Here is a 21,646-nt window from a genome sequence, read left to right as displayed (position 1 = left end):
CCAGCCTTTTTGCGCTTGTGCGATTGTGTTTTAGTCACCACTCCGCACAGCGATAATGCGGATAAAGTGATGTTTGCGGCTCGCGGCGGCGGCGGTTTTGCTCGCGATTCAGCAGAGGCCAAACATCAGTGGCACACTAAGTGGTTGCTGCTGATGTTTGTCTTCTGAACCGACTGCAGAAGACAAGTTTGGTCGGGTGTCCCCCGGGCGAGTACAGGCGTTGCGCTGAAGCGACGACCACACCGCCCGCAGCGTGCGGACACCGTCAGCCAGAGGTTGGTAGCGGCCAACCGCCAAATCCCCTCCCAGTCGCTGAACACCTCAGGTCCGGCCAGGTCCAGCCAGCCCTGCGATGATTCGGAGATCCCATGGCGTACAGCTTCACCGAAAAGAAGCGCATTCGCAAAAGCTTTGCGAAGCGCGCGACGGTACATCAGGTTCCATTCCTGCTTGCCACCCAGATTGAATCCTACACCCAGTTCTTGCAAGCGGATACGCCGCCCGCACGTCGCAAGACCGAAGGCCTCCAGGCCGCTTTCAACGCAATTTTCCCGATCTCCTCGCATAACGGGCTCGCCCGTATGGAGTTCGTCTCGTATCACCTCTCCAATCCGCCGTTCGACGTCAAGGAATGCCAGCAGCGTGGCCTGACGTTCCATTCGGCCCTGCGCGCCAAGGTTCGCCTGATCATCAACGATCGCGAGAACCCGGGCAAGGTCAAGGAAGTGAAGGAGCAGGAAGTCTACATGGGCGAGATTCCGCTCATGACTTCCACGGGTTCGTTCGTCATCAACGGCACCGAGCGTGTCATCGTCTCGCAGCTGCACCGCTCGCCGGGCGTGTTCTTCGAGCACGACAAGGGCAAGACCCACAGCTCGGGCAAGCTGCTGTTCTCGGCACGCATCATCCCCTACCGCGGTTCGTGGCTGGACTTCGAATTCGATCCGAAGGACATCCTGTACTTCCGCGTCGACCGCCGCCGCAAGATGCCGGTGACGATCCTGCTGAAGTCGATCGGACTGACCCCGGAACAGATCCTGGCGCACTTCTTCGTGTTCGACAACTTCACGCTGCAGTCGGAAGGCGCGCAGCTGGAGTTCGTGCCCGAGCGCCTGCGCGGTGAAGTCGCGCGCTTCGACATCGCCGACAAGAATGGCCGCGTGGTGGTCGAGAAGGACAAGCGGATCAACGCCAAGCACATCCGCGACCTGGATTCGGCCGGCACCAAGCTGATCAGCGTGCCGGAAGACTACCTGCTGGGCCGCGTGCTGGCGAAGAACATCATCGACCCGGATACCGGCGAGGTGATTGCCAATGCCAACGACGAACTGACCGAGGCGCTGCTGGAAAACCTGCGCGAAGCCGGCGTCAAGCAGATCCAGACCCTGTACACCAACGACCTGGACCAGGGCCCGTACATGTCGCAGACCCTGCGCGTGGACGAGACCGCCGACCAGACCGCCGCGCGCATCGCGATCTACCGCATGATGCGCCCGGGCGAGCCGCCGACCGAAGAAGCCGTGGAAGCGCTGTTCCAGCGCCTGTTCTACAGCGAAGAGTCGTACGACCTGTCGCGCGTTGGCCGCATGAAGGTCAACAGCCGCCTGGGCCGTCCCAGCGGTGAGGGCGCCATGGTGCTGCAGGACGAGGACATCCTCGAGACCATCAAGATCCTGGTCAACCTGCGCAACGGCAAGGGCGAAGTCGACGATATCGACCACCTGGGCAACCGCCGCGTGCGTTGTGTCGGCGAACTGGCCGAGAACCAGTTCCGCGCCGGCCTGTCGCGCGTGGAGCGTGCCGTCAAGGAACGTCTGGGCCAGGCCGAGACCGAGAACCTGATGCCGCACGACCTGATCAACTCGAAGCCGATCTCGTCGGCGATCCGCGAGTTCTTCGGTTCGTCGCAGCTGTCGCAGTTCATGGACCAGACCAACCCGCTGTCCGAGATCACGCACAAGCGTCGTGTCTCCGCACTGGGCCCGGGCGGTCTGACCCGCGAGCGCGCCGGCTTTGAAGTCCGCGACGTGCACCCGACCCACTACGGCCGCGTGTGCCCGATCGAAACGCCGGAAGGTCCGAACATTGGTCTGATCAACTCGCTGGCACTGTATGCGCGCCTGAACGAGTACGGCTTCCTGGAAACCCCGTACCGCAAGGTCGAGAACAGCAAGCTGACCGACCAGGTCGACTACCTGTCCGCGATCGAGGAAGGCAAGTACGTGGTGGCGCAGGCCAACGCGACCGTCGACGCCGACGGCAACCTGACCGACGAACTGGTGTCCGCGCGTGAAGGCTCCGAGCGTGAAACCCGTATGGTCACGCCGGACCGCGTGCAGTACATCGACGTGGCGCCGTCGCAGATCGTGTCGGCCGCTGCCTCGCTGGTGCCGTTCCTGGAACACGATGACGCGAACCGTGCACTGATGGGCGCGAACATGCAGCGTCAGGCCGTGCCTTGCCTGCGTCCGGACAAGCCGCTGGTCGGTACCGGCATCGAGCGCACCGTTGCGGTCGACTCGGGTACTGCCGTGCAGGCGATGCGTGGCGGCGTGGTCGACTACGTCGACGCGATGCGTATCGTGATCCGCGTGAACGACGACGAAGCCGTGGCCGGTGAAGTCGGCGTGGACATCTACAACCTGATCAAGTACACGCGCTCGAACCAGAACACCAACATCAACCAGCGTCCGATGGTCAAGGTGGGCGACCACGTGGCCCGCGGCGACGTCATCGCCGACGGCGCCTCGACTGACCTGGGCGAACTGGCCCTGGGCCAGAACATGCTGGTGGCGTTCATGCCGTGGAACGGCTACAACTTCGAGGATTCGATCCTGATCTCGGAGCGTGTGGTGGCCGAAGACCGCTATACCTCGATCCACATCGAGGAACTGTCGGTCGTCGCCCGCGACACCAAGCTGGGACCGGAGGAAATCACGCGCGATATCTCGAACCTGGCAGAAGCCCAGCTGGCTCGCCTGGACGAGTCGGGCATCACCTACATCGGTGCCGAGGTCGAAGCCGGCGACGTGCTGGTGGGCAAGGTCACGCCGAAGGGCGAGACCCAGCTGACCCCGGAAGAGAAGCTGCTGCGCGCGATCTTCGGCGAGAAGGCGTCGGACGTGAAGGACACCTCGCTGCGCGTGCCGTCGGGCATGAGCGGCATCGTGATCGACGTGCAGGTCTTCACCCGCGAAGGCGTGACCCGCGACAAGCGTGCCCAGTCGATCATCGACGACGAACTGAAGCGCTATCGCCTCGACCTGAACGACCAGCTGCGTATCGTGGAAGGCGATGCCTTCCAGCGTCTGGAGCGCCTGCTGGTCGACAAGACCGTCAACGGCGGTCCGAAGAAGCTGGCCAAGGGTGCCAAGATCACCAAGGAATACCTGGCGGATATCGACAAGTACCACTGGTTCGACATCCGTCCGGCCGACGAGGAACTGGCTGCCCAGCTGGAAGCCGTCAAGGAAGCCATCGAGCAGAAGCGCCACGAGTTCGACCTGGCCTTCGAAGAGAAGCGCAAGAAGCTCACCCAGGGCGACGAACTGCCGCCGGGCGTGATCAAGATGGTCAAGGTGTACCTGGCCGTCAAGCGCCGCCTGCAGCCTGGCGACAAGATGGCCGGCCGTCACGGCAACAAGGGTGTGGTGTCGAAGATCACCCCGATCGAAGACATGCCGTACATGGCCGACGGTACGCCCGCCGACATCGTGCTGAATCCGCTGGGCGTGCCTTCGCGGATGAACGTGGGTCAGATTCTCGAGACGCACCTGGGCTGGGCCGCGCGCGGTCTGGGCGAGCGCATCGGCAACATGCTGAAGGCGCAAGCCAAGGCAGCCGAAGTGCGCAACCTGCTCACGCAGATCTACAACGAGAGCGGCAAGGTCGAAGACCTCGACAGCCTGTCGGATTCGGAAGTCCTGGAACTGGCCGACAACCTGAAGAAGGGCGTGCCGTTCGCGACGCCGGTGTTCGACGGTGCGCATGAGGACGAAATCCGCCGCATGCTGGACCTCGCCTATCCGGAAGAGATCGCGAAGGAGAAGGGTCTGACCGCCTCCAAGCAGCAGGTCACGCTGTTCGACGGCCGCACCGGCGAAGCGTTCGAGCGTCCGGTCACGCTGGGTGTGATGCACATGCTGAAGCTGCACCACCTGGTCGACGACAAGATGCACGCGCGTTCCACCGGCCCGTACTCGCTGGTGACGCAGCAACCGCTGGGCGGCAAGGCCCAGTTCGGTGGCCAGCGTTTCGGTGAGATGGAAGTGTGGGCACTGGAAGCCTACGGCGCGTCGTACGTGCTGCAGGAAATGCTGACGGTCAAGTCCGATGACGTGAACGGCCGTACCAAGGTGTACGAGAACATCGTCAAGGGCGAGCACTCGATCGACGCCGGCATGCCGGAATCGTTCAACGTGCTGGTGAAGGAAATCCGCTCGCTGGGTATCGATATCGACCTCGATCGCTACTGATCGAGCCGATGCGGGTGCCGGCTGCGGCCGGCACTCACCAGCGCAGGATTTCCCACAGAATGAATGCCGCCGATCCGGACAGACTCCGGGACGGTGGCGAAACAAGGAGTTGCAATGAAAGCATTGCTCGATCTCTTTAAGCAGGTACAGCAGGAAGAGCAGTTCGACGCGATCAAGATCGGCCTGGCCTCGCCCGAGAAGATCCGTTCGTGGTCGTACGGCGAAGTGAAGAAGCCGGAGACGATCAACTACCGTACGTTCAAGCCGGAGCGCGACGGCCTGTTCTGCGCCAAGATCTTTGGCCCGATCAAGGACTACGAGTGCCTGTGCGGCAAGTACAAGCGCCTGAAGCACCGTGGCGTGATCTGCGAGAAGTGCGGCGTTGAAGTGACGCTGGCCAAGGTGCGCCGCGAGCGCATGGGCCACATCGAACTGGCCGCGCCGACCGCGCACATCTGGTTCCTGAAGTCGCTGCCGTCGCGCCTGGGCATGGTCCTGGACATGACGCTGCGCGACATCGAGCGCGTGCTGTACTTCGAAGCATTCGTCGTGATCGAACCCGGCATGACCCCGCTCAAGAAGAGCCAGATCATGTCCGAAGACGACTACCTGGCGAAGTGCGACGAGTACGGCGAGGGTGAGTTCGTCGCCATGATGGGTGCCGAGGGCATCCGTGAACTGCTGCGCGGCATCGACATCGAGAAGCAGATCGAACAGATCCGCGCCGAGCTGCAGGCTACCGGTTCCGAAGCCAAGATCAAGAAGTTCGCCAAGCGCCTGAAGGTGCTCGAGGCCTTCCAGCGTTCGGGCATCAAGCCCGAGTGGATGATCCTCGAGGTGCTGCCGGTGCTGCCGCCTGAGCTGCGCCCGCTGGTGCCGCTGGACGGCGGCCGCTTCGCGACCTCGGACCTGAACGACCTGTACCGCCGCGTCATCAACCGTAACAACCGCCTGAAGCGCCTGCTGGAGCTGAAGGCCCCTGAGATCATCGTGCGCAACGAAAAGCGCATGCTGCAGGAAGCGGTTGACTCGCTGCTGGACAACGGCCGTCGCGGCAAGGCCATGACCGGCGCCAACAAGCGTCCGCTGAAGTCCCTGGCCGAAATGATCAAGGGCAAGGGCGGCCGTTTTCGTCAGAACCTGCTGGGCAAGCGCGTCGACTACTCGGGCCGTTCGGTCATCGTGGTCGGCCCGACGCTCAAGCTGCACCAGTGCGGCCTGCCCAAGCTGATGGCGCTCGAGCTGTTCAAGCCGTTCATCTTCCACAAGCTGGAAACGATGGGCATCGCCACCACCATCAAGGCGGCGAAGAAGGAAGTCGAAAGCCAGACCCCGGTGGTGTGGGACATCCTCGAAGAGGTGATCCGCGAGCACCCGGTGATGCTGAACCGCGCGCCGACGCTGCACCGCCTGGGCATCCAGGCATTCGAGCCGGTGCTGATCGAAGGCAAGGCGATCCAGCTGCACCCGCTGGTCTGCGCGGCGTTCAACGCCGACTTCGACGGTGACCAGATGGCTGTCCACGTGCCGCTGTCGCTGGAAGCGCAGATGGAAGCCCGCACCCTGATGCTGGCCTCCAACAACGTGCTGTTCCCGGCCAACGGCGACCCGTCGATCGTGCCGTCGCAAGACGTGGTGCTGGGCCTGTACTACACCACCCGCGACAAGATCAACGGCAAGGGCGAAGGCATGACCTTCGCCGACATCAGCGAAGTGATCCGCGCGTACGAGAACAAGGAAGTCGAACTGGCTTCGCGCGTGAACGTGCGTATCACCGAGTATGAACTGGTCGACAAGGACGCCGAGGGCGATGCACGTTTCGCGCCCAAGATCACGCTGCAGGCCACCACGGTCGGCCGCGCGATCCTGTCCGAGATCTTGCCCAAGGGCCTGCCGTTCTCGGTGCTGAACAAGCCGCTGAAGAAGAAGGAAATCTCGCGCCTGATCAACACGGCGTTCCGCCGCTGCGGCCTGCGCGAGACCGTGATCTTCGCCGACAAGCTGCTGCAGTCGGGCTTCCGCCTGGCAACCCGCGCCGGTATCTCGATCGCGATCGACGACATGCTGGTGCCGCCGGCGAAGGAAAAGATCATCGCCGAGGCCTCGGCGAAGGTGAAGGAATACGACAAGCAGTACATGTCGGGCCTGGTGACCGACCAGGAGCGCTACAACAACGTCGTTGACATCTGGGGCGCCGCCGGCGACCAGGTGGGCAAGGCGATGATGGAGCAGCTCCAGCACGAAGACGTGGTCGACCGCGAAGGCAAGACCGTGAAGCAAGAGTCGTTCAACTCCATCTACATGATGGCCGACTCGGGCGCACGGGGCTCCGCCGCGCAGATCCGCCAGCTGGCCGGCATGCGTGGCCTGATGGCCAAGCCGGATGGCTCGATCATTGAAACGCCGATTACGGCGAACTTCCGTGAAGGCCTGAACGTTCTGCAGTACTTCATCTCGACCCACGGCGCGCGTAAGGGCCTGGCCGATACGGCACTGAAGACCGCGAACTCGGGTTACCTGACCCGTCGTCTGGTCGACGTGACCCAGGATCTGGTGGTGGTGGAAGACGATTGCGGCACCTCCAACGGTGTGGCCATGAAGGCCCTGGTCGAAGGCGGTGAAGTGATCGAAGCCCTGCGCGACCGTATCCTCGGCCGCGTGACCGTGGCCGACGTGGTCAACCCGGAAACCCAGGAAACCGCGATCGAATCCGGCACGCTGCTGGACGAAGACCTGGTCGAGCTGATCGACAACATCGGCGTCGACGAAGTCAAGGTCCGCACCCCGCTGTCGTGCGACACGCGCTACGGCCTGTGCGCCAAGTGCTACGGCCGCGACCTGGGCCGCGGCGTGCTGGTGAACTCGGGCGAAGCCGTGGGCGTGATCGCCGCGCAGTCGATCGGTGAGCCGGGCACGCAGCTGACCATGCGTACCTTCCACATCGGTGGTGCGGCATCGCGTGCGGCAGTGGCATCGAGCGTGGAAGCGAAGGCGACCGGTACGGTCCGCTTCACCGCGACCATGCGCTACGTGACCAACGCCAAGGGCGAACTGATCGTGATCTCGCGTTCGGGCGAGGCGCTGATCACCGACGACCATGGCCGCGAGCGCGAGCGCCACAAGATCCCGTACGGCGCCACGCTGCTGGTGCAGGACGGCCAGGCGATCAAGGCCGGCACGCAACTGGCTACCTGGGACGCGCTGACGCGCCCGATCGTTTCGGAGTACTCGGGCACGATCAAGTTCGAGAACGTCGAAGAGGGCGTGACCGTCGCCAAGCAGATGGACGAAGTCACCGGCCTGTCGACCCTGGTGGTGATCGACGCCAAGCGCCGCACGGCTGCAACCAAGGGCATCCGCCCGCAGGTGAAGCTGCTCGACGCCAACGGCCAGGAAGTGAAGATCCCGGGCACGGACCATTCCGTGACCATCGGCTTCCAGGTCGGCGCGCTGATTACCGTGAAGGACGGCCAGCAGGTGCACGTCGGTGAAGTGCTCGCGCGTATCCCGACCGAATCGCAAAAGACCCGCGACATTACCGGTGGTCTGCCGCGTGTGGCCGAACTGTTCGAAGCGCGTTCGCCGAAGGACGCCGCCGTGCTGGCGGAAGTCACCGGCACGACCTCGTTCGGCAAGGACACCAAGGGCAAGCAGCGCCTGGTCATCACCGACCTGGACGGCAATGCCCACGAGTTCCTGATCGCGAAGGAAAAGCAGGTGCTGGTGCACGACGGCCAGGTGGTGAACAAGGGCGAAATGATCGTGGAAGGTCCGGCGGATCCGCACGACATCCTGCGCCTGAAGGGCATCGAAGAGCTGGCGCACTACATCGTCGACGAAGTCCAGGACGTGTACCGTCTGCAGGGCGTGAAGATCAACGACAAGCACATCGAGGTGATCGTTCGCCAGATGCTGCGCCGCGTGCAGATAGTCGATGTGGGCGACACCAAGTTCATCCCGGGTGAACAGGTGGAGCGTTCGGAACTGCTCGACGAGAACGACCGCGTGATCGCCGAAGGCAAGCGTCCGGCAACCTACGAGAACCTGCTGCTCGGTATTACCAAGGCGTCGCTGTCGACCGACAGCTTCATCTCGGCGGCATCGTTCCAGGAAACCACGCGCGTGCTGACCGAGGCCGCGATCATGGGCAAGACCGACGACCTGCGTGGCCTGAAGGAAAACGTGATCGTGGGTCGTCTGATCCCGGCCGGTACCGGCCTGGCCTACCACCGTGCCCGCAAGGCGCGCGAGGCCTCCGAGCGCGAACGCGCCCAGGCGATCGCCGAAGAAGAGCAGTCGCTCTTCATCGAGCCGCCGGTGGTGCAGGCGACCGAGGGCGAAGGCGACAACGCTTGATCCCGTTGCAGTAATTACCGCCGCAAGGCGGACCAAAGCCCGGCTGATCCAGCCGGGCTTTTTTGTCGTCGGCGCGCGGCGCAGCCTTTCGTGAGAAACATCGGAGAGTTTGCCGCGCAGGCGCGGCGGCCGGCCCCCTTAGTGGTAAGGTTACGGCTTTTCCGGCTCCAGCATTTCCGTTGTCCATGTCGCACGCACTGGCGATCCTCAAGGATGTCTTCGGCTACCACGCCTTCCGCGGGCGGCAGGCCGAGATCATCGACCACGTCGCCACCGGTGGCGATTGCCTGGTGCTGATGCCGACCGGCGGCGGCAAGTCGCTGTGCTACCAGATCCCGGCGCTGCTGCGCCAGCGTGGCGGCGATGGCGTCGGCATCGTGGTGTCGCCGCTGATCGCCCTGATGCAGGACCAGGTCGCGGCACTGACCGAGGCCGGCGTGCGCGCCGCCGTGCTCAACTCGACGCTGACCGGCGCCGAGGCCTCCGCGGTGGAGCGCGACCTGCTGGCCGGGCGCATCGAGATTCTCTACGTGGCGCCGGAACGGCTGATGACGCCGCGCTTCCTTGACCTGCTGGAGCGAACCCGCGTCGGCCTGTTCGCGATCGACGAAGCCCACTGCGTGTCGCAATGGGGCCACGACTTCCGCCCCGAGTACATCCAGCTGTCGGTGCTGCACGAGCGCTTCCCGTACGTGCCGCGCATCGCGCTGACCGCAACCGCCGACGCGCTGACGCGCGACGAGATCGTCGAGCGGCTGGCGCTGCACGACGCGCGCATCTTCATCTCCAGCTTCGACCGGCCCAACATCCGCTACCGCATCGTCGAGAAAGACAACGCGCGCCAGCAGTTGCTGGCCTTTATCAAGGCGGAACATACCGCGGCCGACGGCACCCATGACAGCGGCATCGTCTATTGCCTGTCGCGCAAAAAGGTCGAGGACACTGCGCAGTGGCTGAGCGGCCAGGGCATCAACGCGCTCCCCTACCATGCCGGCATGGACGCCCAGGTGCGGCAGCACCACCAGGCGCGCTTCCGCGAAGAGGAAGGGCTGGTGATGGTGGCGACGATCGCCTTCGGGATGGGCATCGACAAGCCCGACGTACGCTTTGTCGCTCACCTGGACCTGCCCAAGAGCATGGAGGGCTATTACCAGGAGACCGGCCGCGCCGGGCGCGACGGATTGCCCGCCAATGCCTGGATGGCCTACGGCCTGGGCGACGTGGTGCAGCAGAAGCGCATGATCGACGAGTCCGAGGCGGACGAGGCCTTCAAGCGCGTGTCGTCGGCCAAGCTTGATGCGCTGCTGGGTTTGTGCGAAACCGCCGGCTGCCGGCGCCAGCGCATCCTCGCGTACTTCAACGAAGCCAGCGAGCCCTGCGGCAACTGCGATACCTGCCTGGAGCCGCCCGCCACCTGGGACGGCACGCGCGAGGCGCAGATGGCGCTGTCCTGCGTCTACCGGACCGCGCAGGCCAGCCGCGTGCACTTCGGCGCGACCCACCTGATCGACGTGCTGCGCGGCAATGCCTCGGAAAAGATCAAGCAATGGGGCCATGACAAGGTCTCGACCTTCGGCATCGGCAAGGACCGCTCGGTGCATGAATGGCACACCGTGTTCCGCCAGTTGATCGCCCACGGCTTGCTGATGATCGACCACGGCGGCCACGGCGCGCTGCTGCTGGGTGAACGCGCGCGCGAGGTGCTCAAGGGCGAGCGTCAGATCATCCTGCGACGCCAGGCCGCCAAGCCGGGCAAGTCCGGCGAGCGGGCGGCGCGCGGCAACCGCACCGACCATACCGCGGACATGGACGCGGCTACGCTGGCCCACTGGGAGGCGCTGCGCCGCTGGCGCACCGAGGCGGCGCGGGAGCACGGCGTACCGGCCTACGTGATTTTCCATGACGCCACGCTGGCCGAACTGGCGCGCACCGCGCCGCAATCGCTGTCGGCGATGCAGGGCATTCCCGGGATTGGTGCGTCCAAGCTGGAACGCTACGGGCAAGGCATCCTGGACACCCTGCGCGGGACCTAGCCGCTGGTGTCCATCGGTCGGGCGGATGTCGGGCGCAGGTCCGGTATACGGCTTGACGGTATACGATTCCGCTGCTAGGATGCCAGATTCGAGTTTTTGGCTTTGGATTTCGCTCGCCCGTCGGATAAGTGGCCTTCAGGTCGCTGCCGGCAAGCCTGCCGGACTGGACTTCCATGGACGGTGGCGGCAGACGCGGGATCCGGGTGCCGGCTCGCGCTCTTTGGCATGCTGTTACCGCACAGTCCCGTCTCCAGAGCGCCCGCTCACCTCTCCCGCCCAAAACCCGTAGTTGCCTCTCCAGCCTGGCACATGCCGGCACGAGGGGCGTTTTTCGTAAAACCAAGCTGGATTGAACAATGCCAACTATCAACCAACTGGTTCGCAAGCCGCGCGTCTCGGAAGTCGTCAAGAGCAAGAGCCCGGCGCTTGAGAACTGCCCCCAGCGCCGTGGCGTGTGCACCCGCGTGTACACCACGACGCCGAAGAAGCCGAACTCGGCACTGCGTAAGGTCGCCAAGGTGCGCCTGACCAACGGTTTCGAAGTCATTTCGTACATCGGCGGTGAAGGCCACAACCTGCAGGAACACTCGGTCGTGCTGATCCGCGGCGGCCGTGTGAAGGATCTGCCGGGTGTGCGTTACCACATCGTCCGTGGTTCGCTGGACCTGCAAGGCGTGAAGGACCGCAAGCAGGCCCGTTCGAAGTATGGCGCGAAGCGTCCGAAGGCAGCCTAAGTTTCGGCAGCCTGGGCCCGCAAGGCCCGAAGCAACAGACGATAGCCTGTGGCGCGAGTCATGGTGCTGTCACCAGGCGGCGGTACACGGAGCGCCTTTTTGGCAACCGTGCCGTCGAGTAAGTGGTCACCCGGCGAATTTGCTGTCTTTGCATGCAAGCTAGTTGGTGGCCGGAGAGCGGGAAACTCTGACCGCGCTCTCAACTGAATCTAAAGGAAAGAAGATGCCACGTCGTCGTGAAGTCCCGAAGCGGGACGTTCTGCCTGATCCGAAGTTCGGCAACGTTGAAGTTGCCAAGTTCATGAACGTGCTGATGCTGGACGGCAAGAAGTCGGTTGCCGAACGCATCGTGTACGGCGCGTTCGACCAGATCGAAAAGAAGGCAGGCAAGGCCCCCATCGAAGTGTTCTCCGTTGCCATCAACAACGTGAAGCCGGTGGTGGAAGTGAAGAGCCGTCGCGTGGGCGGCGCCAACTATCAGGTTCCGGTCGAAGTCCGTCCGTCGCGTCGTTTGGCATTGGCGATGCGCTGGCTGCGTGAGGCCGCGAAAAAACGCAGCGAGAAGTCGATGGCGCTGCGCCTGGCAGGTGAGCTGCTGGAAGCATCGGAAGGCCGTGGCGGCGCGATGAAGAAGCGCGACGAAGTGCACCGCATGGCCGAAGCCAACAAGGCGTTCTCGCACTTCCGCTTCTAAAGCGAGCGAAAACATTGTTGGTTGCCGGGCGGGCTGTGTTTTTACACATCTCGCCCGTTTGTGTTAGGGGCGCGGGCCATGAGATGCCGGCGCCTCACGGACGAATAGAGGATTAAAGTGGCTCGTAAGACTCCCATCGAGCGTTACCGCAACATCGGTATTTCGGCTCACATTGACGCGGGTAAAACCACCACGACCGAGCGCATCCTGTTCTACACCGGTGTGAACCACAAGATCGGTGAAGTGCACGACGGCGCCGCCACCATGGACTGGATGGAGCAGGAACAGGAGCGTGGTATTACCATCACCTCCGCTGCCACCACCGCCTTCTGGAAGGGCATGGCCGGCAACTACCCCGAGCACCGCTTCAACATCATCGACACCCCGGGCCACGTGGACTTCACCATCGAGGTGGAGCGTTCCATGCGCGTGCTGGATGGCGCATGCATGGTCTACTGTGCAGTGGGCGGCGTGCAGCCCCAGTCGGAAACCGTCTGGCGTCAGGCCAACAAGTACAAGGTGCCGCGTCTGGCGTTCGTCAACAAGATGGACCGTACCGGCGCCAACTTCTTCAAGGTCTACGACCAGCTGAAGACCCGCCTGAAGGCCAATCCGGTGCCCGTGGTGGTGCCGATCGGCGCTGAAGACGGCTTCCAGGGCGTCGTCGATCTGCTGGAAATGAAGGCGATCGTCTGGGACGAAGCCAGCCAGGGCGTGAAGTTCGAATACCAGGACATCCCGGCCGAGCTGCAAGCCACCGCTGAAGAATGGCGCGAGAAGATGGTCGAGTCCGCCGCCGAAGCCAGCGAAGAGCTGATGGAAAAGTACCTGGGCGGCGAAGAGCTGACCCGCGCCGAGATCGTCAAGGCGCTGCGTGACCGTACCATTGCCTGCGAAATCCAGCCGATGCTGTGCGGCACCGCGTTCAAGAACAAGGGCGTGCAGCGCATGCTCGACGCCGTGATCGACTTCCTGCCGTCGCCGGTCGACATTCCGCCGGTTACGGGCACGGACGAGGACGACAGCGAGAAGAAGCTCGAGCGCAAGGCCGACGACAACGAAAAGTTCTCGGCACTGGCGTTCAAGATCATGACCGACCCGTTCGTCGGTCAGCTGATCTTCTTCCGCGTGTACTCGGGCAAGGTCAATTCGGGCGACACCGTGTACAACCCGGTGAAGCAGAAGAAGGAGCGTCTGGGCCGTATTCTGCAGATGCACGCCAACCAGCGCGAAGAAATCAAGGAAGTGCTGGCCGGCGACATCGCCGCCGCGGTGGGCCTGAAGGACGCCACCACGGGCGACACGCTGTGCGATCCGGCTGCACCGATCGTGCTCGAGCGCATGGTGTTCCCGGAGCCGGTGATCTCGCAGGCGGTCGAGCCGAAGACCAAGGCCGACCAGGAAAAGATGGGCATCGCCCTGAACCGCCTGGCCGCCGAGGATCCGTCGTTCCGTGTGCGTACCGATGAAGAATCGGGCCAGACCATCATTTCGGGCATGGGCGAGCTCCACCTCGAAATTCTGGTCGACCGCATGAAGCGCGAATTCGGCGTGGAAGCCAACATCGGCGCGCCGCAGGTGGCCTACCGCGAAACCATCCGCAAGAAGGCCGAGGACGTCGAAGGCAAGTTCGTCAAGCAGTCGGGCGGCCGCGGCCAGTACGGTCACGCCGTGATCACGCTGGAACCGCAAGAGCCGGGCAAGGGCTTCGAGTTCATCGACGCCATCAAGGGCGGTGTGATTCCTCGCGAATACATCCCGGCGGTCGAAAAGGGTATCGTCGACACGCTGACGGCCGGTATCCTGGCTGGCTTCCCGGTGGTGGACGTGAAGGTCACGCTGACGTTCGGTTCGTACCACGACGTGGACTCGAACGAAAACGCGTTCCGCATGGCCGGCTCGATGGCTTTCAAGGAAGCCATGCGCAAGGCCAGCCCGGTCCTGCTCGAGCCGATGATGGCCGTGGAAGTGGAAACGCCGGAAGACTACACCGGTACCGTGATGGGCGACCTGTCGTCCCGCCGCGGCATCGTGCAGGGCATGGACGACATGGTGGGCGGCGGCAAGATCATCAAGGCCGAAGTCCCGCTGTCGGAAATGTTCGGTTATTCGACCGCGCTGCGCTCGGCCACGCAAGGCCGCGCCACCTACACCATGGAATTCAAGCACTACGCCGAGGCGCCGAAGAACATCGCCGAAGCAGTGATGGCGGCCAAGGGCAAGTAAATAAGCTGTATGCCGCCGCGTCCGCCGGGACGCGGCGGCGTGATGAATCGACAAGACTGCATTCCATTAGGAGCTGAAAAAAATGGCAAAGGAAAAGTTCGAGCGGACCAAGCCGCACGTGAACGTTGGTACGATTGGTCACGTTGACCATGGCAAGACCACGCTGACCGCAGCGATCGCCACGGTGCTGGCAGCGAAGTTCGGCGGTGCCGCCAAGAAGTACGACGAAATCGACGCAGCGCCGGAAGAAAAGGCCCGCGGTATTACCATCAATACCGCGCACGTCGAATACGAGACGGCCAACCGCCACTACGCGCACGTTGACTGCCCGGGCCACGCCGACTATGTGAAGAACATGATCACGGGTGCCGCCCAGATGGACGGCGCGATCCTGGTGTGCTCGGCCGCTGACGGCCCGATGCCGCAGACCCGCGAGCACATCCTGCTGGCTCGCCAGGTTGGCGTGCCGTACATCATCGTGTTCCTGAACAAGTGCGACATGGTGGACGACGCCGAACTGCTCGAGCTGGTCGAGATGGAAGTGCGCGAGCTGCTGAGCAAGTACGAGTTCCCCGGCGACGACACCCCGATCATCAAGGGTTCGGCCAAGCTGGCGCTGGAAGGCGACAAGGGCGAACTGGGCGAAGTGGCCATCATGAACCTGGCCGACGCGCTGGACAACTACATCCCGACGCCGGAGCGTGCCGTTGACGGTACCTTCCTGATGCCGGTGGAAGACGTGTTCTCGATCTCGGGTCGCGGCACCGTGGTGACCGGCCGTATCGAGCGCGGCGTGATCAAGGTCGGCGAAGAAATCGAAATCGTCGGTATCAAGCCGACCGTGAAGACCACCTGCACCGGCGTGGAAATGTTCCGCAAGCTGCTGGACCAGGGCCAGGCTGGCGACAACGTCGGTCTGCTGCTGCGCGGCACCAAGCGTGAAGACGTCGAGCGCGGCCAGGTGCTGTGCAAGCCGGGCTCGATCAAGCCGCACACCCACTTCACCGGCGAGGTGTACATCCTGTCGAAGGACGAAGGCGGCCGTCACACCCCGTTCTTCAACAACTACCGCCCGCAGTTCTATTTCCGCACCACCGACGTGACCGGCTCGATCGAGCTGCCGAAGGACAAGGAAATGGTCATGCCGGGTGACAACGTGTCGATCACCGTCAAGCTGATCGCCCCGATCGCCATGGAAGAAGGCCTGCGCTTCGCTATCCGCGAAGGTGGCCGTACCGTCGGCGCCGGCGTCGTGGCAAAGATCCTCGACTAAGCACTTCCTGGGACATGCCTGCGGGCATGTCCCCATTCAACGGGCAGCTTGCCCAATCGCTCTTTTAAGGAAATATCATGCAGAACCAGAAGATCCGTATCCGCCTGAAGGCTTTCGACTATCGCCTGATCGACCAGTCGGCCGCCGAAATCGTGGATACCGCCAAGCGTACCGGCGCGATCGTCAAGGGCCCGGTGCCCCTGCCGACCCGCATCCAGCGCTTCGACATCCTGCGTTCGCCGCACGTCAACAAGACCAGCCGCGATCAGTTCGAGATCCGCACCCACCAGCGCCTGATGGACATCGTCGACCCGACCGACAAGACCGTTGATGCGCTGATGAAGCTCGACCTGCCGGCAGGCGTGGACGTCGAGATCAAGGTGTAAAGATGTTTCGGGCCGCCCAGGCGGCTTGATGCAGCAAAACGGCGAACCTCGGTTCGCCGTTTTTGTTTGGTGGCGCGTCGCACGGCGGCGCCACCAGGCCCCTCCCGCCAGCCACCTACACGCTGCCGCGCCGGCGCAGCGTCTCGGCCGGGCACTCGCCGAACGCGCGCCGGTACTCGGCGCTGAAGCGGCCCAGGTGGGTAAAGCCCCAGCGCAGCGCGGCGCCGGTCACCGACGACAGCGCCGCATCGTTGAGCAGATCGTGCCGTACCCGGTCCAGCCGGACCGTGCGCAGATAGGCCATCGGGCTCAGCCCGCGATGCTCGCGGAACCCCGCATACAGGCTGCGCAGGCTGACGCCCGCGATCTCCGCCAGCAGCGCCGGCGTCAGCGCGGCGGCGGCATGGGCGTGGATATATTCCTCGACGACTTTCACATGGCGCGGCGCCAGCGGCTTGCCGTGCCGCTGCAGCGCCTCCGACAGGCTGTGCGGCTGCAGCGTCAGCAGGGCGCCGATCACCAGCTGCTCGAGCTGGCAGGCCGTCAGCGGATGGCGCGCCGCTTGCGGCGCTATCGACAGCATCTGCGCCAGATACTCCATCAATGGATACCAGCCGGCGCTGCGCCAGGCCATGCCGAGCTGGAAGCGCAGCGGCGGGTCCGGGCGATGGCCGAGATAGGCGGCGCACACGCGCTCCAGCGCGCTGCGCTCGACGCGCACGATGAGCTGGTCATTGTCCGCGCTCCAGCGCATCAGCAGCGGATCGCTGGGCGTCAGCACGGAAGCGCAGTCCGGCGTCGACACGATCTGCTGCGCGCCGCAACGGATCTCGGCCTGCCCGCTGAGCGGCATCTGCACCAGCAGGAAGTCTCCGAGCGGGCCCGGGTCGATGGTGACATCGGCGCCGTAGGCGAGCCGGTTCAGCGACACCGCGCCGAGCGGGGCGTGATGCATGCGGGCCGACAGGCTGGTCCCGCGGATATCGAGCCGGTGCGGCTTGAAGAGCCTGCCGACCGCCGCGCGCGTCTGCCCGAGGTCGGTCGAGGCGAACACCTGCCGCCCGGCATCGTGTAGCAGGGCATGCGCCAGCGGCGCCGGCGGGCGGGCAGTCGGGGGCAGCTGCAACATGGTCTCGCTCCTCTGGCGTGGCCGCGGCGCTGGCTGGCGTCCACGGCCTCGGGCCGGGGCGCCATGCGCGCAGCATGGTCCACGCAACCACTATAGCGGATCGACCCGCGCGACCCTGGCCTTGCGTTGACCGAAGCCGAACTTTCCTGCACTAATCGGATAGCCGCTGCAGCCAGCGGCTAGTTTGCTGCGGTGCGGAGCCACCATCATGGGATCCAGCACGGCAGCGCAACCCTCCACCAGCTGTCAGCCAACACAGAACGACAAGGAGCGCAGGCCATGGGCCAGACCATCGAGATCCAGACCCCCGAAGGCAGTTTCAGCGGCTATCTCGCCACCCCGGCGGCAGGCAAGGGCCCCGGCATCGTGCTGTGCCAGGAGATCTTCGGCGTCAATGCCACCATGCGCGAGGTGGCCGATTACTACGCCGAGGAGGGCTATACGGTGCTGGTGCCGGACCTGTTCTGGCGGATCGCACCGGGAATCGAGCTGACCGACCGCGGCGAGGACTTCCAGCGCGCGCTCGGCCTCTATCAGCGGTTCGACGAAGCGCAGGGCGTGCAGGATGTGGGTGCGGCGCTGGAGACGTTGCGCGCGCGGTCCGAATGCGTTGGCCAGACCGGCGTGCTGGGCTTCTGCCTGGGCGGCAAGCTGGCCTACCTGGCGGCGTGCCGGTTGCCCGACGTGGCCTGCGCGGTGGCGTACTACGGCGTCGGCATCGAGCACGCGCTGGGCGAGGCCGCCAACGTCCGTGGCCGCCTGGTGCTGCATATCGCGGAGATGGACGGCTTCTGCCCGCCGCCGGCGCAGGCGGCGATCCGCGCGGCGCTGGCCGGCCGGGACAACGTCGAGGTGTACGTCTATGCCGGCGTCGACCATGCCTTTGCGCGGTCCGGCGGCGAGCATTTCGACAAGCCCTCGGCGCTGATGGCGCACCAGCGCTCGATCGCCGCGCTGCGCCGCGAGATGGGTCCGCACTACGACTTCTCGGCGCTGTGGGATAAGCACTGCGAATATGAATTCGCCACCCGCGACGTCGACGCGACCATGGCGACGATGGTGGCGCAGCCCTATGTGAACCATATCCCGACCATGACCGGCGGCGTTGGCTACGCGCAGTTGCGCCGCTTCTACCAGAACCATTTTGTTCACAGCAACCCGCCCGACACCACCCTGATCCCGCTGTCGCGCACGGTCGGGGCCACCCAGATCGTCGACGAGCTGCTGTTCTGCTTCACCCACACCAGCGAAATCGACTGGATGCTGCCCGGCGTGCCGCCCACCGGCAAGCGCGTGGAGATCCCGCTGATCGCCATCGTCAAGTTCCGCGGCGACAAGCTGTACCACGAGCATATCTACTGGGACCAGGCCAGCGTGCTGGTGCAGATCGGCAAGCTGGACCCGGCGGGTTTGCCGGTGGCGGGCGTGGAAACCGCGCGCAAGCTGCTGGACGAGACCCTGCCGTCGAACACGCTGATGGCGCGCTGGCAGCAGAGCGAAGGCAAGTAGCCAGGCGCCACTGAACGGCAGCAGGCCCGCAGAGGCCTGCCCCAACCGAACACCGGTGACCAACAAGGAGACAACCATGAAGGGATTGCAGGACAAGGTGGCCATCGTCACTGGCGGCGCCACGCTGATCGGCGCGGGCGTGGCCCGGGCCTTCATCGAGGCCGGCGCGCGCGTGGCGATCCTGGATATCGACGCCGCCAACGGTGAGCGCGTCGCCGCCGGCCTGGGCAAGGGCGCGCTCTTCATCGCCACCGACATCACGCGGGACGAGCAGGTCCGCGATGCGGTCAACCAGGTTGCGCAGCGCTTTGGCGGCGTCGATTTCCTGGTCAACCTGGCCTGCACCTATCTCGACGACGGCTTCCGCTCGACCCGTGACGACTGGCTGGCGGCGCTCAACGTCAATGTGGTGTCCGGAGTGGTGCTGGCGCAGGCGGTGCATCCGCATATGCGCGCGCGCGGCGGAGGCGCCATTGTCAACTTCACCAGCATCTCCGCCAGCGTGGCGCAGACCGGGCGCTGGCTCTATCCGGTGTCGAAAGCCGCGATCGCGCAGCTGACGCGCAGCATGGCGATGGACCTGGCGCCGGACCGGATCCGCGTGAACTCGGTCTCGCCCGGCTGGACCTGGTGCCGGCTGATGGACGAGGTCAGCGGCGGCAACCGCGCCCGCACCGATGCGGTGGCCGCGCCGTTCCATCTGCTCGGCCGTGTCGGTGAGCCCGACGAGGTGGCGCAGGTGGTGCTCTTCCTCTGCTCGGATCACGCCAGCTTCGTCACCGGCGCGGACTATGCCGTCGACGGCGGCTACTCCGCCATGGGTCCGGAGCAGAACGTGCCTGCCATCGGCAAGCTGGCCGGCTGAACGCCCCACAACGAACGATCCTTCAGGAGACCACCTCATGCGCCAACGCATCGCCATCGTCGGAGCGGGCCAGTCGGGCCTGCAAATGGCCCTCGGGCTGCAAGCCCACGGCTACCGCGTCACGCTGCTGTCGAACCGCACCCCGGACCAGATCCGCGCCGGCAAGGTCATGTCCAGCCAGTGCATGTTCGACCGCGCGCTGCAGACCGAGCGCGAGCTTGGCCTGAACTGGTGGGACGATGCCTGTCCGCCGGTGCAGGGCATCGGCCTGGCCGTGCCGCATCCCGAACAGCCAGGCGCCAAGGTCATCGACTGGGCCGCGCCGCTGGACCGGCCGGCGCAGGCGGTCGACCAGCGCCTGAAGATGCCGGCGTGGATGGAGGCCTTTGTTGCGCGCGGCGGCGACCTGCGCATCGTCGACGTCGGTGTCGACGAGCTGGAGGACCTGACCCGCGAACATGACCTGGTGCTGCTGGCCGCCGGCAAGGGCGAGATCGTCAGCCGCTTCGAGCGCGATGCGTCGCGCAGCCCCTTCGAGCGGCCCCAGCGCGCGCTGGCGCTGACCTACGTGACCGGCATGGTGCCGCGCGAGCCGTTCTCGCGGGTTTGCTTCAACCTGATTCCTGGGGTGGGCGAGTACTTCGTCTTTCCCGCGCTGACGCTGTCGGGGCCGTGCGAGATCATGGTGTTCGAGGGCATCCCGGGCGGCCCGATGGACCGCTGGGCCGAGGCCCGCACGCCCGCCCAGCACCTCGCCGAAAGCCTGCGCATCCTGCGCACCTTTGCGCCGTGGGAGGCCGCTCGCTGCGAGCGCGTGGCGCTGACCGACGACAACGGCATCCTGTCGGGCCGCTTCGCACCGACCGTGCGCAAGCCGGTGCTGACGCTGCCGTCCGGGCGCTTGGTGTTCGGCATGGCCGACGCCGTGGTGGTCAACGACCCGATCACCGGGCAGGGCTCGAACAATGCCGCCAAGTGCTGCAAGGTCTATCTCGATGCCATCGTCGACCATGGCGAGCGGCCGTACGACCGCGGCTGGATGGAGCAGACCTTCGCCCGCTACTGGCAATACGCCGGCGATGTGGTGGCATGGACCAACTCGCTGCTGACCCCGCCACCGCCGCACATCCTGGCGCTGCTGGGCGCCGCGGGGCAAGCGCCGGCGCTGGCGGCCCGCATCGCCAACGGCTTCGACAATCCGCCGGAATATTTCCCCTGGTGGATGGATCCGCAGGCCTGCCACCAGCTGATCGACCACTACCTGCCGCGGGCCGCCTGAGATGGACACCACCAGCCATGCCGCCCCCTCGCTCGATCCGCGCGAATTGCGCCGGGTGTGCGGCCGCTACGCGACCGGCGTGGCGGTGATCGGTGCCTGTACGCCGCAGCGGCGGCCGGTCGGCATCACCGTCAACTCGTTCGCGTCGCTGTCGCTGGCGCCGCCATTGATATTGTGGAGCCTCGTCACGCATTCGCCCAATGCGGGCCTGTTCGCACCGGGCGCGCCGTTCGGCGTAAGCATCCTGCGCGCGGGCCACGGCGAACTGGCGCGCCGCTTTGCCACGCCGTCGCCGGACAAGTTCGCCGGCGTGGGCCATCGCCGCTGCCCGCACGGCGTGCCTTACCTGGACGAGGCGCTGGCGACGCTGTCGTGCCGGGTCGAGCGCGCCGACCCGTTGGGCGACCACTTGCTGATCGTCGGTGCCGTCGAAGCGTTCGCGGCGGGGGAGGGCGAGCCGCTGGTTTTCTATGGCGGCGACTTCGTCCGCCTCGTGGCCTGACGCACCTATTTGCTGTGGCTGACGGGGCCGCTCCGCGAGCGGCCCGTCGCCCCCGCGCCACAGCCAGGCAGCGCAAACGTCACTGCCGCGGCCGCCCTGCCTACAGCATTGCAGGGAAATCCGCAATTCATATTGCCCTTTCCAAACTGCTGCGATATAGTGTAAGGCTACCCGTTTCCTCGGGT

The 21,646-nt window shown here is 65.0% G+C and carries 14 protein-coding genes; 12 read left to right on the top strand and 2 right to left on the bottom strand.

All coding sequences use genetic code 11. The features are described 5' to 3' along the window. Positions 1-125 precede the first annotated feature (125 nt). Positions 126-488: a hypothetical protein gene (locus CBM2586_RS15410; RefSeq protein WP_165835220.1), complete on the bottom strand. Its 363-nt coding sequence runs from the start codon at positions 486-488 to the stop codon at positions 126-128. On the opposite strand from CBM2586_RS15410, the gene rpoB reads away from it, so the two are divergent. The 8 genes from rpoB (at position 369) to rpsJ (ending at position 16,177) form a co-directional block, all read left to right on the top strand. After that, a complete protein-coding gene (gene rpoB, locus CBM2586_RS15405) occupies positions 369-4,475 on the top strand; it encodes a DNA-directed RNA polymerase subunit beta (RefSeq protein WP_115660928.1) in 4,107 nt (1,368 codons plus the stop codon). The two genes, CBM2586_RS15410 and rpoB, sit on opposite strands and share 120 nt — an antisense overlap. A gap of 114 nt (positions 4,476-4,589) precedes the next feature. Then, entirely contained in the window at positions 4,590-8,831 is a 4,242-nt protein-coding gene (rpoC, locus tag CBM2586_RS15400) for a DNA-directed RNA polymerase subunit beta' (RefSeq protein WP_115688319.1), read from the top strand. 185 nt (positions 8,832-9,016) lie between these two features. Then, positions 9,017-10,864 (top strand): DNA helicase RecQ, encoded by a 1,848-nt coding sequence (gene recQ / locus CBM2586_RS15395; protein ID WP_115688317.1) that lies wholly within the window; start codon positions 9,017-9,019, stop codon positions 10,862-10,864. A gap of 356 nt (positions 10,865-11,220) precedes the next feature. After that, positions 11,221-11,598, top strand: coding sequence for a 30S ribosomal protein S12 (gene rpsL, locus CBM2586_RS15390; RefSeq protein WP_010810460.1), 378 nt, complete (start codon positions 11,221-11,223; stop codon positions 11,596-11,598). A gap of 223 nt (positions 11,599-11,821) precedes the next feature. Continuing rightward, complete coding sequence (gene rpsG, locus CBM2586_RS15385; protein ID WP_010810459.1) at positions 11,822-12,292, top strand: 30S ribosomal protein S7; 471 nt, start codon at positions 11,822-11,824, stop codon at positions 12,290-12,292. Positions 12,293-12,409: 117 nt separating this feature from the next. Further along, complete coding sequence (fusA, locus tag CBM2586_RS15380; RefSeq protein ID WP_092317636.1) at positions 12,410-14,518, top strand: elongation factor G; 2,109 nt, start codon at positions 12,410-12,412, stop codon at positions 14,516-14,518. Between the two features lie 82 nt (positions 14,519-14,600). Next, on the top strand, positions 14,601-15,791 hold the full coding sequence (gene tuf, locus CBM2586_RS15375; protein ID WP_115688315.1) for an elongation factor Tu: 1,191 nt from the start codon (positions 14,601-14,603) through the stop codon (positions 15,789-15,791). A gap of 77 nt (positions 15,792-15,868) precedes the next feature. Further along, on the top strand, positions 15,869-16,177 hold the full coding sequence (rpsJ, locus tag CBM2586_RS15370) for a 30S ribosomal protein S10 (protein ID WP_006160488.1): 309 nt from the start codon (positions 15,869-15,871) through the stop codon (positions 16,175-16,177). A gap of 115 nt (positions 16,178-16,292) precedes the next feature. On the opposite strand, the gene CBM2586_RS15365 is transcribed toward rpsJ, so the two are convergent. Beyond that, positions 16,293-17,306: an AraC family transcriptional regulator gene (locus tag CBM2586_RS15365; RefSeq protein ID WP_115688313.1), complete on the bottom strand. Its 1,014-nt coding sequence runs from the start codon at positions 17,304-17,306 to the stop codon at positions 16,293-16,295. Positions 17,307-17,585: 279 nt separating this feature from the next. Between CBM2586_RS15365 and CBM2586_RS15360 the strand changes: the two genes are divergently transcribed. From CBM2586_RS15360 to CBM2586_RS15345, 4 genes are all read left to right on the top strand, one after another. Further along, on the top strand, positions 17,586-18,815 hold the full coding sequence (locus CBM2586_RS15360) for a dienelactone hydrolase family protein (RefSeq protein ID WP_115660932.1): 1,230 nt from the start codon (positions 17,586-17,588) through the stop codon (positions 18,813-18,815). A gap of 76 nt (positions 18,816-18,891) precedes the next feature. Beyond that, complete coding sequence (locus tag CBM2586_RS15355) at positions 18,892-19,680, top strand: SDR family oxidoreductase (protein ID WP_115688311.1); 789 nt, start codon at positions 18,892-18,894, stop codon at positions 19,678-19,680. A 37-nt stretch (positions 19,681-19,717) separates the two neighbouring features. Next, positions 19,718-20,959, top strand: a complete 1,242-nt coding sequence (locus CBM2586_RS15350; RefSeq protein WP_115688309.1) for a styrene monooxygenase/indole monooxygenase family protein — start codon at positions 19,718-19,720, stop codon at positions 20,957-20,959. Between the two features lies 1 nt (position 20,960). After that, a complete protein-coding gene (locus tag CBM2586_RS15345; protein ID WP_115688307.1) occupies positions 20,961-21,461 on the top strand; it encodes a flavin reductase family protein in 501 nt (166 codons plus the stop codon). Positions 21,462-21,646 lie beyond the last annotated feature (185 nt).

Origin of the sequence: Cupriavidus taiwanensis (assembly GCF_900250115.1) — a bacterium.
Classification (GTDB): Bacteria; Pseudomonadota; Gammaproteobacteria; order Burkholderiales; family Burkholderiaceae; genus Cupriavidus; species Cupriavidus taiwanensis_B.
This window is presented reverse-complemented; position numbering and strand designations above follow the sequence as displayed.